General features: G+C 42.8%; 20 protein-coding genes. 19 read left to right on the forward strand and 1 reads right to left on the reverse strand.

The genetic code is table 11. From position 1 onward, the window contains the following. Positions 1-57 precede the first annotated feature (57 nt). The 9 genes from QMN06_RS00585 to QMN06_RS00625 all read left to right on the forward strand — a co-directional run bounded on the left by QMN06_RS00585 (position 58) and on the right by QMN06_RS00625 (position 6,408). Complete coding sequence (locus tag QMN06_RS00585; RefSeq protein ID WP_281971694.1) at positions 58-657, forward strand: ABC transporter substrate-binding protein; 600 nt, start codon at positions 58-60, stop codon at positions 655-657. Next, entirely contained in the window at positions 657-920 is a 264-nt protein-coding gene (locus tag QMN06_RS00590; RefSeq protein WP_281970555.1) for an STAS domain-containing protein, read from the forward strand. The genes QMN06_RS00585 and QMN06_RS00590 overlap by 1 nt, the downstream gene beginning before the upstream one ends. Further along, complete coding sequence (locus QMN06_RS00595; RefSeq protein ID WP_281970556.1) at positions 920-1,681, forward strand: ABC transporter ATP-binding protein; 762 nt, start codon at positions 920-922, stop codon at positions 1,679-1,681. The genes QMN06_RS00590 and QMN06_RS00595 overlap by 1 nt, the downstream gene beginning before the upstream one ends. Further along, entirely contained in the window at positions 1,682-2,488 is an 807-nt protein-coding gene (locus QMN06_RS00600) for an ABC transporter permease (RefSeq protein ID WP_281970557.1), read from the forward strand. An 18-nt stretch (positions 2,489-2,506) separates the two neighbouring features. After that, positions 2,507-2,749 (forward strand): BolA family protein, encoded by a 243-nt coding sequence (locus QMN06_RS00605; RefSeq protein WP_281971695.1) that lies wholly within the window; start codon positions 2,507-2,509, stop codon positions 2,747-2,749. Between the two features lie 78 nt (positions 2,750-2,827). Then, complete coding sequence (murA, locus tag QMN06_RS00610) at positions 2,828-4,102, forward strand: UDP-N-acetylglucosamine 1-carboxyvinyltransferase (protein WP_281970559.1); 1,275 nt, start codon at positions 2,828-2,830, stop codon at positions 4,100-4,102. A 41-nt stretch (positions 4,103-4,143) separates the two neighbouring features. Beyond that, on the forward strand, positions 4,144-4,782 hold the full coding sequence (gene hisG / locus QMN06_RS00615) for an ATP phosphoribosyltransferase (protein WP_281970560.1): 639 nt from the start codon (positions 4,144-4,146) through the stop codon (positions 4,780-4,782). 5 nt (positions 4,783-4,787) lie between these two features. Next, the gene (gene hisD, locus QMN06_RS00620; RefSeq protein WP_281970561.1) at positions 4,788-6,095 is read left to right on the forward strand and encodes a histidinol dehydrogenase; all 1,308 of its coding nucleotides are present in this window, start codon (positions 4,788-4,790) and stop codon (positions 6,093-6,095) included. A 28-nt stretch (positions 6,096-6,123) separates the two neighbouring features. After that, positions 6,124-6,408: a hypothetical protein gene (locus tag QMN06_RS00625; RefSeq protein ID WP_281970563.1), complete on the forward strand. Its 285-nt coding sequence runs from the start codon at positions 6,124-6,126 to the stop codon at positions 6,406-6,408. 30 nt (positions 6,409-6,438) lie between these two features. Here QMN06_RS00625 and hisC read toward each other — a convergent pair whose 3' ends face one another. Then, a complete protein-coding gene (hisC, locus tag QMN06_RS00630) occupies positions 6,439-7,506 on the reverse strand; it encodes a histidinol-phosphate transaminase (RefSeq protein ID WP_281970565.1) in 1,068 nt (355 codons plus the stop codon). A 52-nt stretch (positions 7,507-7,558) separates the two neighbouring features. Between hisC and hisB the strand changes: the two genes are divergently transcribed. Genes hisB through tatC form a run of 10 tightly spaced genes read left to right on the forward strand, consistent with a single transcriptional unit; the run spans position 7,559 to position 13,192 of the window. After that, entirely contained in the window at positions 7,559-8,146 is a 588-nt protein-coding gene (gene hisB, locus QMN06_RS00635; RefSeq protein ID WP_281970567.1) for an imidazoleglycerol-phosphate dehydratase HisB, read from the forward strand. A gap of 25 nt (positions 8,147-8,171) precedes the next feature. Next, the gene (gene hisH / locus QMN06_RS00640) at positions 8,172-8,822 is read left to right on the forward strand and encodes an imidazole glycerol phosphate synthase subunit HisH (RefSeq protein ID WP_281970568.1); all 651 of its coding nucleotides are present in this window, start codon (positions 8,172-8,174) and stop codon (positions 8,820-8,822) included. Then, positions 8,823-9,575, forward strand: a complete 753-nt coding sequence (gene hisA, locus QMN06_RS00645; protein ID WP_281970569.1) for a 1-(5-phosphoribosyl)-5-[(5-phosphoribosylamino)methylideneamino]imidazole-4-carboxamide isomerase — start codon at positions 8,823-8,825, stop codon at positions 9,573-9,575. 5 nt (positions 9,576-9,580) lie between these two features. After that, the gene (gene hisF, locus QMN06_RS00650; RefSeq protein WP_281970570.1) at positions 9,581-10,336 is read left to right on the forward strand and encodes an imidazole glycerol phosphate synthase subunit HisF; all 756 of its coding nucleotides are present in this window, start codon (positions 9,581-9,583) and stop codon (positions 10,334-10,336) included. Positions 10,337-10,368: 32 nt separating this feature from the next. After that, positions 10,369-10,761 (forward strand): phosphoribosyl-AMP cyclohydrolase, encoded by a 393-nt coding sequence (hisI, locus tag QMN06_RS00655; RefSeq protein ID WP_281970571.1) that lies wholly within the window; start codon positions 10,369-10,371, stop codon positions 10,759-10,761. 13 nt (positions 10,762-10,774) lie between these two features. Further along, positions 10,775-11,137 (forward strand): phosphoribosyl-ATP diphosphatase, encoded by a 363-nt coding sequence (locus tag QMN06_RS00660; protein WP_281971696.1) that lies wholly within the window; start codon positions 10,775-10,777, stop codon positions 11,135-11,137. A gap of 24 nt (positions 11,138-11,161) precedes the next feature. After that, a complete protein-coding gene (locus tag QMN06_RS00665; protein ID WP_281970572.1) occupies positions 11,162-11,530 on the forward strand; it encodes a histidine triad nucleotide-binding protein in 369 nt (122 codons plus the stop codon). A gap of 30 nt (positions 11,531-11,560) precedes the next feature. Then, entirely contained in the window at positions 11,561-11,812 is a 252-nt protein-coding gene (gene tatA, locus QMN06_RS00670) for a Sec-independent protein translocase subunit TatA (RefSeq protein WP_281970573.1), read from the forward strand. A gap of 42 nt (positions 11,813-11,854) precedes the next feature. Continuing rightward, a complete protein-coding gene (gene tatB / locus QMN06_RS00675; RefSeq protein ID WP_281970574.1) occupies positions 11,855-12,403 on the forward strand; it encodes a Sec-independent protein translocase protein TatB in 549 nt (182 codons plus the stop codon). A 9-nt stretch (positions 12,404-12,412) separates the two neighbouring features. Next, the gene (gene tatC / locus QMN06_RS00680) at positions 12,413-13,192 is read left to right on the forward strand and encodes a twin-arginine translocase subunit TatC (RefSeq protein ID WP_281970575.1); all 780 of its coding nucleotides are present in this window, start codon (positions 12,413-12,415) and stop codon (positions 13,190-13,192) included. Positions 13,193-13,287: the final 95 nt, after the last annotated feature.

Genomic DNA, 13,287 nt, shown 5'->3' on the forward strand with positions numbered 1-13,287 from the left:
GCCAAATTAATGACTATGCCAACGTTGTTGCTAAAACTCCGCTATTGGATACTCGCAATGATGTTGATAGCCACCATGCTTGTAACTAAAGCGCCGTTTGCACAGCCGATTGATGCAACTCCAGATGGCCTCGTTAAAACCTTGGTTTCTGATGTGATGAATAGCATTAAATTAGACAAAGATATTCAAGCAGGGAATGTGAATAAAGTGATGGCACTCGTTGATGCAAAAATTGTGCCTTACACGAATTTTCAAAAAACAACACAACTCGCGATGGGAAAAAATTGGAGTCGTGCGACACCTGAACAACAAAAGCAAATTACTACCGAGTTCAAGACTTTATTGATGCGCACGTATGCGGGTGCTCTGACCCAAGTAAAAGATCAAACCGTGACCTATAAACCTTTTCGCATGGACCCAACCGACACTGAAGTCGTGGTGAAAACTCAGGTTATGAATAAGGGCGATGCCATCCAGATTGATTATCGCCTAGAAAAAGTCGGTGAAACCTGGAGGCTCTATGACTTGAATGTTTTAGGAGCTTGGTTAATTGAGGCGTATCGTGGCCAATTTAACAACCAAATTAGTGCCAATGGCATTGACGGCTTACTCAAGTTTTTACAAGACCGTAATGCTGCTTTAGCGAAAGCCAAGTAATGATTCTTTTACCCAATGTGGTGAATCATCAAAATGCGATAGAAGTTCGTCAGAATGGTTTGAAGCAACTTCAGGCGCAAGAGGGTCAAATTGACGCGTCGGCTTTGCTTGAATTTGATTCATCGATCATTGCAGTTTTTTTAGCATGGCTACGCATCAACCCAAATCTACAAATTGTGAGTGCCCCCGATAAGCTTCAAGTCTTATCAAAAGTCTATGGTTTGGATGACATACTTCAATTAAAAGGACCCGTGGGTATCTAATGTCTGCATTATCAATTCGTGCGGTAAAAAAAAGTTATGGAGACTTAGTTGCCTTAGATGGTGTTTCCCTTGAAGTAGAACAAGGTGAGTTCTTTGGTTTGCTCGGGCCAAATGGCGCAGGTAAAACCACTTTAATTTCGAGTATGGCTGGCTTATGTACCCCTGATTCAGGCACTATTGAAGTCATGGGGCATGATGTGCAAAAAGATTTTCGTCTAGCGCGTCGAAAGTTAGGTGTTGTGCCACAAGAATTAGTATTTGATCCCTTTTTTACCGTTCGTGAAACCTTGACCTTTCAGTCGGGCTATTTTGGCCTGAGTAAAAATGACGATTGGATCGACGAGATCATGGCCAATCTCGACTTAACCAATAAAGCAAATGCCAATATGCGTTCTTTGTCTGGTGGAATGAAGCGTCGCGTCTTAGTAGCTCAAGCCCTAGTGCATCGCCCTCCCGTCATTATTTTGGATGAACCTACAGCCGGTGTAGATGTGGAGTTAAGGCAATCTTTGTGGCAGTTTATTAGCCGACTCAATCAAGCAGGACATACCATTGTTCTTACTACGCATTATCTTGAAGAAGCAGAATCCCTCTGTGGGCGGATTGCGATGCTCAAGCAAGGTCGTGTTGTTGCACTCGATACAACACAAAATTTACTTGCTAAACATCGCCCACCTGGAATGCCAGCGAAGATTTTGGGTGATGATGGCGCCGCCGATTTAGAGGCTGTCTTTGTAAAAATCATGGCGGAGTCAAAATAAATGGAACAAGTAAAACCCCTCATTCCGGTAAGTGTCTTACCTGAAGCAAGCATCCAAAGTGGCTTTCCGGCTTTATTTCGTAAAGAGGTAAGACGATTTTATAGTGTGGCATTTCAGACAGTGGGAGCGCCCATATTAACGGCTGTATTGTATTTATTGATTTTTGGGCATATTTTGGCAAATAGCCCCAAAATTTACGGTTATGAATACGCCGCATTTCTGATCCCAGGCCTAGTGATGATGAGTATTTTGCAAAATGCATTTGCAAATACATCGTCTTCATTGATTCAATCCAAGATTACCGGTAATTTAGTATTTGTCTTGTTAGCTCCCTTATCTCATATCGAGTTTTTTGCCGCTTATGTGGGGGCGGCCATGATTCGAGGGTTATCTGTTGGTTGCGGTGTTTTTATGGTCACGATTTGGTTTACAAAGATTCCTTTTGAAGCACCTATTTGGATACTCATATTTGCCTTATTAGGTTCTGCTTTATTGGGTTCGATGGGATTAATTGCCGGTATTTGGGCTGATAAATTTGATCAGCTAGCGGCCTCACAAAACTTTATCATCATGCCCGCCACCATGCTTTCAGGAGTTTTTTACTCGATTCATTCATTACCAGCGTTCTGGCTAACCGTATCTCATTTCAACCCATTCTTTTATATGATTGATGGATTTAGGTATGGTTTTTTTGGGGATTCTGACGTTTCACCGTATCATAGCTTGCTAGTATTGCTTATTTGTATGTTGCTAGTCACTTGGCTAGCGCTGAGCATGCTTAAAAAAGGTTATAAATTAAGGCATTAATAGAAGAGAGAAGTCATGATGTATCCAACACCAGAACAAATTAAAGCGTATATTCTTGAAGGACTCAATTGCACTCATATCTCCCTTGAGGGAGATGGACAGCATTTTTTTGCTACCATCGTCAGTCCAGAGTTCGAAGGACTTCGACCGATTGCACGCCATCAAAAAGTATATGCAGCATTGGGTGAACGAATGAAAGAGGAGATTCATGCACTTTCGTTTAAAACACTCACTCCTGAAGAGTTTGAGAAAAAAGCCTAGTTTTTTATAGGTGTTTTATTTGCCATATAAAAATGAGCATCAAGCAGAATCACCTTTTTATTTTTTTAGAGAATTGGTATGGATAAGTTATTAATTAGAGGTGGTCATGCCCTCTACGGAGATGTAAAAATTGCCGGGGCTAAGAATGCGGCCCTACCGATCTTATGCGCCGCATTATTAACGGCTGAAAAATTAACTTTACGTAATCTGCCAGATTTACAAGATGTTAGAACCATGCTCAAATTGCTCACGCAGATGGGTGTCGAAGTTCAGTTCCCCAACCCAGATGATCGTTCAGTGGTTGAGTTGCAGGCAAAGCATATTGAAAAAGCCGAAGCGACCTATGAGATGGTCAAAACGATGCGAGCTTCCATTTTGGTGTTAGGACCACTGTTAGCAAGATTCGGTAATGCACGAGTTTCCTTGCCTGGAGGATGCGCGATTGGAGCCCGCCCGGTTGATCAGCACATCAAGGGTATGCAAAAGATGGGCGCCACTATGCAAATACAACATGGTTACATACAGGCGGATGCACCCAAGCCAAATAATCAACTGCATGGTGCGCATATCTTGACCGATATGATTACCGTAACAGGTACGGAAAACTTAATGATGGCAGCTGTTTTGGCCAATGGCATTACGTATTTAGAAAACGCAGCTCGTGAGCCAGAGGTTACAGATTTAGCCTTATTACTCAATCAAATGGGCGCCAAAATTACAGGTATTGGTACCGATCACCTCAAGATTGAAGGGGTTAAAACATTACACGGAACGGATTATCAGATCATTGCCGACCGAATTGAGACGGGCACATTTTTGTGCGCTGTTGCCGCTACCGGTGGAGAAATCACTATCCATCATTGTCGGCCAGACACACTTGATGCTGTCCTGACCAAGTTAACGGAAGCTGGTTTACATATGGACGTGGGTAGCGATACGATCAAAGCAACCATGAAGAATCGTCCCAAGCCCGTCAGCTTTAGAACCTCAGAATACCCAGCATTTCCGACAGATATGCAAGCGCAGTTTATGGCCTTGAACACAATTGCTTTGGGTAGTTCGCGTGTCACGGAAACTATTTTTGAGAATCGTTTTATGCATGTTCAAGAGATGAATCGATTGGGTGCGCAAATTGGTATTGAAGGTAACACGGCTATGATTGAGGGAGTTGAATACCTCTCTGGAGCGAATGTCATGGCAACCGATTTAAGAGCTTCTGCTAGTTTAGTCATTGCTGGTTTAGTTGCAAGTGGCGAGACACTCATTGAACGAATCTATCATTTAGATCGTGGTTATGACCGCATGGAGCGCAAGTTAAGTGCTCTAGGAGCCGATATTACAAGGGTTCAATAAGCGATTTTCCAAAATTGCTTAGCCTGTAGGATAATAAAGATATGTTGACACTCGCCCTATCAAAAGGAAGAATCTTTGAAGAAACCATGCCCATGCTTGAACGGGCGGGTATTTCTATTGCAGAAAATCCAGACACAACGCGCAAGTTAATTATCAAAACTTCGCACACCAATCTCCAAATCATTATTGTGCGGGCCTCAGATGTACCAACTTATGTACAGTTTGGCGCCGCTGATATTGGGGTGGCGGGTAAAGATGTCTTGCTTGAAAACGGCGTTGAAGGTTTGTATGTGCCCATTGATTTAGGCATTGCTAAATGCAGAATGTCGGTTGCGACCAAAGAAGGGTTTGATTACAACTCGGCGGTTAAACAAGGTGCGCGATTAAAAATTGCATCAAAATATGTGCAATGTGCTCGAGAGCATTTTGCGAACAAGGGCGTCCATGTTGACATGATTAAGCTTTATGGCTCTATGGAACTAGCCCCACTGGTTGGTTTGGCGGATGCCATTGTGGACTTGGTCTCAACGGGAAGTACCTTAAAAGCCAATCACCTCGTTGAGGTTGAAACCATTATGCAAATCAGCGCTCAGTTGATTGTCAATCAAGCGGCACATAAAAGACACCGTTCCGAGATGCAAGAGTTTTTAGATGCGTTTGCCCAAGCCACAAGAAATTAAACATCATGATGCAACGACTCACCACTCAAAGTGCAGATTTTGATGCACAGCTAAAAAACCTTCTGCATATTTCTGAAGAGGACTCAAGTTCGATCGAGCAAACCGTGGTGAATATTTTGCGTGAAGTGCAGAGTACCGGTGATGAGGCTGTTCTCAACCTGACCAAACAATTTGATCGACTTAGTGCGTCTTCAATGAGCGATTTAGAGTTGACCAAAGAACAAATGAAAAATGCTTTTGAGCAGTTACCCCAAGAGCAAAAAAGTGCTTTAGAAGCCGCAGCGCATCGCGTAAAGATTTACCATGAGCGTCAAATGATTGAATCCGGTTGTCATTCTTGGGAATACACCGAAGAAGATGGCACCAAACTTGGACAACAGGTAACACCGCTAGACCGAGTGGGTTTATATGTTCCTGGCGGAAAGGCAGCCTATCCCTCATCAGTCCTAATGAATGCGATTCCTGCAAAAGTGGCAGGAGTTAAAGAAGTGATTATGGTGGTCCCAACTCCAGATGGCACGCAGAACTCTTTAGTATTAGCCGCCGCTTATGTTGCTGGCGTTGATCGTGCTTTTACTATTGGTGGAGCACAGGCAATTGGCGCACTAGCATATGGCACAGCCACAATCCCCGCAGTGGATAAGATTGTTGGCCCCGGAAACGCTTATGTAGCTTGTGCTAAAAAACGTGTATTTGGTACGGTTGGCATCGATATGATTGCAGGCCCATCAGAAATTTTAGTGATTTGTGATGGCACAACAGATCCTGATTGGGTAGCCATGGACTTGTTTTCCCAAGCAGAGCATGATGAGTTAGCCCAATCGATATTGCTTTGTCCTGATGTGTCATTTATTGAAGCCGTTGCAAAAAGTATCGACAAACTACTCCCACACATGCCACGTAAAGAAGTTATCAAAACCTCTTTATCAACACGAGGCATCATGATTCTTGTGAAAGATATGCAAGAAGCATGTGAGATATCGAATTACATCGCACCCGAGCATATGGAAATATCATCCACAAATCCACGCGCATTATTGCCATTGATTCGTCATGCAGGAGCCATTTTTCTGGGTAAATATACGAGTGAGTCATTGGGGGATTATTGTGCAGGACCCAATCACGTACTACCCACATCACGCACAGCAAGGTTTTCATCACCACTTGGCGTGTATGACTTTGTCAAACGATCGAGTTTGATCGAGGTCAGCGAAGAAGGTGCAAATACCTTAGGGAAAATTGCTAATACCTTAGCATTAGGTGAAGGTTTACAAGCGCACGCGATGGCAGCGCAAATGCGCCTAAAAAAATAAACCGAGTTTTACAAAATTAGGGTGTTCAATGAGCAATTCAGATGGAAGTATATTGTTTAAATTCCATTCAAAAGATACCTCATTTGGGGTTACACGTGCCACGGTTAAAGCTATAGCAAAAGAATTAGATATCAATGAAACTCAAGCGATTCACTTAGCTTTATCTAAATTTGCCGCAGATATCTTTTCAGCTTATGAGGCAGATGATGGACCCTTAACCACCAAACAAATAAAAATGTTGCGTGATGATGCTGAAAAAACAGTTACCAAAAGGGAATCTGATATCACGCAGAGACTTATTTGCATGACCTGAGGTGTTCCCTACATAGAGTGCCTTAAAAAACTAAGCCTGCAAAAGTTGTTTTAAAGCACGAAGCAAGTCAGCACATTCACGTTCAGTTCCAATTGTGATACGAACATATTGATCAATCCGTGGCGCATTAAAGTGACGTACAAGGATTTTTTGATCACGTAAACCTTGGTAAATCTCTTGCCCTGTTAATTTGGGATGGGAGGTAAACACAAAGTTAGCCACAGAAGGCAGTGTCTTAAAACCTAAGGCTTCTAATTCAGGAACTAGCTTATTTCTACTATCAATCACTTTTTGACTCGTGTTCTTTAAATGAACTTGATCAGATACTGCTGCTTGAGCTCCCGCTTGAGCAAGACGATCTAGAGGATATGAATTAAAACTATTTTTCACACGCTCAAGACCCTCAATTAATTGCGGGTGTCCCATCGCATATCCCACACGTAAGCCTGCTAAGGAGCGTGATTTGGATAAGCTATGTGTCACCAGTAAATTATCATATTGATTGATCAGAGCAACAGAGGACTGTGCTCCAAAATCAACATAAGCCTCATCAATCACCACCACGCTATTGCGGTTGGCTTTAAGTAAACGTTCGATTTCATCAAGAGGAATACCTTGTCCAGTTGGCGCATTTGGATTCGGGAAAATAATGCCACCATTGATGGGGTGGGCAATATAGTCATCGATTTGGATTTGCAGTTGATCATTGAGAGGCACACGAATCGTGTTGATTTCATATAGATCAGCGTAGACTGGATAAAAGCTATAGCTAATATCCGGAAACAATAAGGGCGCTTCCTGTTTAAATAAGCCTAAAAAAATATGAGCTAAAACCTCATCAGAGCCATTACCAACAAAAACTTGATCATGGTTTAAGCCATAGACTTTAGCGATGGTCTCTTTTAAAGCGCCTGAGTCTGGCGGGGGATAAAGACGCAATGTATCGTTGCAGTTATTTTGCATCGCTGCAATGGCTTTAGGAGAGGGTCCGTAAGGGTTTTCGTTGGTGTTTAATTTAATTAAATCAGCAATTTGTAATTGCTCTCCAGGAGTGTAAGGAGTGAGCTGCTGAACGGTTTTGCTCCAAAAACGCGACATAAAAAGACTTTCTAATTAACGAAAATTGATCAACGAATGATATTATGACGGAATGAGACAAGTAGAAGTTAATCGTAACACCTCGGAAACGCAAATCCAATTGAAAATCAACTTGGATGGAACCGGTCGCGCTGAATTAAACACAGGTGTGCCATTTCTCGACCACATGCTCGATCAAATTGCGCGTCATGGGATGATGGATTTATCGGTTACAGCCACAGGCGATACCCATATTGATGATCACCACACCGTAGAAGATATTGGTATTACCCTTGGACAAGCGTTCGCAAAAGCGGTTGGCGATAAAGCAGGACTCACGCGTTATGGACATTCTTATGTACCTTTAGATGAAACCTTATCGAGAGTCGTGATTGATTTTTCTGGCAGACCAGAACTCGAGTTTCACGTTCCTTTTACAAGAGCTCGGGTCGGCACGTTTGATGTCGACTTAAGTATTGAGTTCTTCAGAGGCTTTGTGAATAATGCTGGCGTTACGCTACATATCGATAATATTCGTGGAGTAAACGCTCACCATCAAATTGAGACAATATTTAAAGCGTTTGGTCGTGCTCTTCGTATGGCTGTGACAATCGATGAACGAGCTCTAGGAAGTATTCCATCCACCAAGGGAAGTCTTTAAATCGACCATTCATAAGGTATGAGTTTTGTCTAATATCGCGATCGTTGATTATGGGATGGGCAATATTCGCTCAGTAGCCCAAGCTGTTATAAAAGTTGCTCCCGAGTGCCAAGTCGTCATCGCCCATCAACCCGAACAGATTCAACAAGCCGATCGCATTATTTTGCCAGGTCAGGGCGCCATGCCGGACTGCATGCAGAATTTAAAAAACTCAGGACTTTATGAAGCCTTGCTCGATGCCATAAAAAACAAACCACTTCTTGGCGTTTGTGTCGGTGAGCAAATGCTGTTTGAGCAAAGTGATGAGTCACACACAACTAACCAAACAACTCCCTGTCTTGGTGTTTTTCCAGGAAAAGTGATACGTTTTAAACCCAATCTCATCCAAGAAGATGGCAGCCATCTTAAAGTTCCCCATATGGGATGGAATGAGGTTTTTCAGCAACAAATGCATCCTCTTTGGGATGGAGTGCCAAATCATGCACGTTTTTACTTTGTTCACAGTTATTATGTAGTTCCTGACAATAAAAATCATGAATTCGGAACGACCAACTATGGCGGTTTGTTTACCAGTGCGATTGCAAAAGATAATATCTTTGCTACACAATTTCATCCTGAGAAAAGTGCCAAAGACGGACTACGAATTTATCAAAACTTTACACGTTGGAATCCTTAAATGTTGTTAATACCTGCAATTGACTTAAAAGACGGCCACTGTGTTCGTTTAGAACAAGGTGACATGAATAAAGCAACCGTGTTTTCTGAAGATCCTGCTGCGATGGCCAGACATTGGGTAAAACAAGGGGCGAGAAGATTACATTTAGTCGACTTAAATGGGGCATTTGCTGGAAGACCAAAAAATGAGTCTGCCATTTTGTCGATTTTGAAAGAAGTCGGTGACGAGATTCCAGTACAACTAGGCGGCGGTATTCGTGATCTTGAAACCATCGAACGATTACTCGATGATGGCCTAGAAACCATCATTATTGGAACAGCTGCGGTAAAAAACCCTGGATTTTTACAAGAAGCATGCATCGCTTTTGGCGGCCACATTATGGTGGGCTTAGATGCGAGAGACGGTAAGGTTGCAACAGATGGCTGGAGTAAATTAACTGGCCATGAAGTGATCGACCTCGCAAAAAAATATGAAGATTATGGAGTCGAGGCCATTGTGTACACCGATATTGGACGAGATGGCATGTTGCAAGGAATTAATATTGAAGCCACTTTAAGGTTAGCCCAAGCCGTATCGATTCCGATCATAGCGAGTGGTGGCTTGACCAATATGCAAGATATTGATGCTTTATGTGCAATTGAGGAAGATGGTGTGATTGGCGTCATCGCTGGACGAGCTATTTATAACGGCAATATCAATCTAGCGGAAGCGCAAAAATATGCGGACGAAAAAAATCCGCCAGAATACGACTAAGTCCTATGCTTGCTAAAAGGATTATTCCTTGCCTCGATGTCACAGCAGGTAGGGTTGTTAAAGGAATTAACTTTCTTGAACTCAAAGATGCTGGCGATCCTGTGGAGATTGCCAAACGCTATGACGATCAGGGCGCTGATGAAATCACCTTTTTAGATATAACCGCCACATCAGATGGTCGTGATTTAATCCTGCACATTATTGAAGAAGTTGCCTCACAAGTATTTATTCCACTAACCGTGGGTGGTGGCGTTCGTGAAGTCGCAGATGTGAGAAGACTTTTAAATGCTGGTGCGGATAAAGTGAGCATGAACTCTTCGGCAGTGGCAAGACCTGACTTGGTCTCAGAAGCAAGTGCGAAGTACGGCTCTCAATGTATCGTGGTTGCTATTGACGCAAAACAAACAGGCCCACAGCGTTGGGAAGTCTTTACTCATGGCGGACGCAATAATACAGGTATCGATGCGATTGCTTGGGCAAAAGAAGTCTGTGATCGTGGTGCTGGGGAAATCTTGCTGACTAGCATGGACCGTGACGGCACTAAGAATGGTTTTGATTTAGAACTTGTTCGTTTAGTTAGTGACACGGTATCGATTCCGGTCATCGCCTCAGGCGGTGTTGGTAATCTGCAAGATTTAGCCGATGGTATCCTTCAAGGACATGCTGACGCTGTTCTTGCCGCAAGTATTTTTCATTATGGTGAATATACTGTGCAAGAAGCAAAACACTTTTTAGCACAACAAGGAATCACCGTTCGCTAGAGTTTCTTGAGCGCATGCAATAGAATGTTCGCATGAAGCCAATAAATGATAAAAACTGGGTAGAGCAAGTCAGGTTCAATGAGCAGGGTCTCATACCAGTGATTGCACAAGATTCTACGAGTAAAGAAGTGCTGATGATGGCATGGATGAATGCATCATCTTTACAAGAAACGATCGAACTAGGTCAGGCCGTCTATTGGTCAAGATCAAGAGGGCGTCGCTGGCATAAAGGTGAAGAGTCAGGACATTTTCAGAACGTTCAACAAGTCCTATTAGATTGTGATGGCGATACGATTTTGCTTATCGTCGAGCAGGTTGGCGGGATTGCTTGCCATACGGGCGCACCGAACTGTTTTTTCCAACCTCTAGTCAAAGAAAATAATGCATGGCACTGGCAAAACCCATTGGGAGAAAAAAGTGAGTAATACCCAAGAAGACTTGAATGAAGTTCTTAAAAATCTAGCTGATGTGATTGCATCAAGAAAAAAACAAGTTCAAGACGGCTCCAATACAGAAGATTCTTATGTGGCATCGCTATTTAAAAAGGGTGATGACGCTATTTTAAAAAAAATTGGGGAAGAAGCTTCGGAGACGATCATGGCGGCAAAAGATGCGCGTTATGCGATGACTCAAGGATCAACAGATTGCCCTCAAGCTCTAGTGAACGAAGTTGCTGACTTGTGGTTTCATTGCATTGTTCTTTTGGCACAATTTAACTTACGTCCAGAGGATGTATTACAAGAACTGCATAGACGTGAGGGTGTTAGCGGAATCGCTGAAAAAGCAGCGCGACCAAAATAAAACCAAATGATGATGGAGAATTGATTGAAGCACGATCCAAATTGCATATTTTGTAAAATTATTGAAGGCAAAATACCAAGTAAAAAGGTGTATGAAGATGAAGATGTCTTAGCTTTTCATGACATCAATCCTGCTGCCCCCATCCATTTTTTGATCATTCCGAAGTTGCATTTACCCATGCTTGCAGATGCCACTGACGAAAATCAACAAATACTAGGTAAAATGATGGTGTTGGCACCAAAATTAGCATTCGAGGCTGGTGCACGTCCTGGGCAATCAGGAGGTTTTAAAGTTTTAGTGAATAACGGTGCAGATGGTGGCCAAGAGGTATACCATTTGCATTTACATGTGTTGGCAGGGCCACGGCCCTGGAAACATGAATTACCAGGTTAATTAAACTTATCTTATATATAGGGAGTTGTTATGGGTGGAATGAGTCCAGTGCATTGGCTAATCGTATTAGCTGTCGTGCTATTAATTTTTGGAACCAAAAAATTAAGAAACATTGGTTCTGATATGGGAGCTGCAGTCAAAGGCTTTAAAGATGGTATGAAAAATGAGGAAGCTGCTAAAGCTGAAGCTCAAGAGGTAACGCAACAAGTCGCGCAATCAACACAAACTCAAACAGCTAAAGATCCAAATACTGTTGACGTTAGCTCTAAAGAAGTACGTTAATGTTGGCTAAGTTGTACCCAAGCGTCTTGCGAGTCGTCTGATATGTTTGATATTGGCCTTTCTAAGATTGCATTAATCTCTGTAGTTGCTTTGGTCGTATTAGGGCCAGAGCGCTTGCCACGTGTTGCAAGAACTGCAGGAAATCTTTTTGGGCGAGCTCAGCGATATATGTCGGAAGTCAAACAAGAAGTTAGCCGACAAATGGAGCAAGAAGAGCTCAAAAAAATGAAAGATGCAGCTACTGAGGCCTTTAATAGTGCAAGAAACGACTTTAAAGACCTGGATCAAGTGATTTCATCACAAGTAGCAGAGGTTAATTCCACGATGAATGAGATCTCTTCATCCGTCACTATGAATACAGATAGTACTTGGTCAGAAAATGACAACCGAATTTATACCCCCAGAATTGATACCTTTGAGGCGGGGCAACGCCAAGGTCGTAAATCCTGGCGCAACAAAAAAGGCGCAGTGCCGATGTGGTTCAAGCACTCGAATGGCATTAAAGTTCGGGTTCAGTCTGGAGCTGCAAGAGTCAAGCGGTTTCGACGTGTAGCCAGTAACAGTACTTCTGCTAAATCTTTTTTTGGGTAATCGAACTAGATGAGTGACACACCACAGGACGCTAACCAACAAGAAGAGACCTTTTTTAGTCATCTTGTAGAGTTAAGAGACCGCATCATTAAAGCCTCTTTGGCTGTCCTGATTGTTTTTTTAAGTATGGTGTATTGGGCGCCAGATATCTTTCATTTACTAGCAGACCCTATGCTGAAAGCTTTACCCGCAGGTTCCCACATGATCGTGACGGATGTCACAGGGTCCTTTTTTGTGCCTATCAAGGTGACATTTATGGCGGCTTTTGTCTTAGCTTTGCCCATCGTGATTTATCAAATTTGGGCTTTTGTAGCTCCAGGCCTTTATCAGCATGAGAAGAATCTTGCCTTACCCATTGTGATTAGCACTTACACCCTATTCTTAATAGGTATGGCATTTGCATATTTTTTAGTATTTCCGACGGTGTTTGGCTTTATGGTCCAGTACAACGCACCATTAGGCGCCGACATGAGTACCGATATTGATAAATACCTCAGTTTTGCCATGACCACCTTTTTGGCCTTTGGGTTTACCTTCGAGGTTCCCGTAGTTGTCGTTGTCCTAGTAAGAATGGGCATCGTCACCTTAGCCAAATTGAAAGAAATGCGTCCGTATGTCATCGTTGGGGCATTTGTGATTGCGGCAGTAGCCACCCCTCCAGACGTCATGTCACAGCTTTTATTGGCGATTCCTTTGTGTGTTTTGTTCGAATTAGGGCTTCTGATTGCCAGGTTCTACCAACCCAAGCCAAAAGAAGACGAAGAAGAGTTGTCAAAAGAGGCGGTTTAAACCCAAGAGGCTTATTCTATATAAGTGTAGAAGTTTCGGGGCCGTTGTATTTTGGAGCGTTTTTTGGGTGTAAAAACAACAAAAATCGTTGTCTT

The organism is Polynucleobacter sp. SHI8 (assembly GCF_027944005.1).
GTDB lineage: Bacteria > Pseudomonadota > Gammaproteobacteria > Burkholderiales > Burkholderiaceae > Polynucleobacter.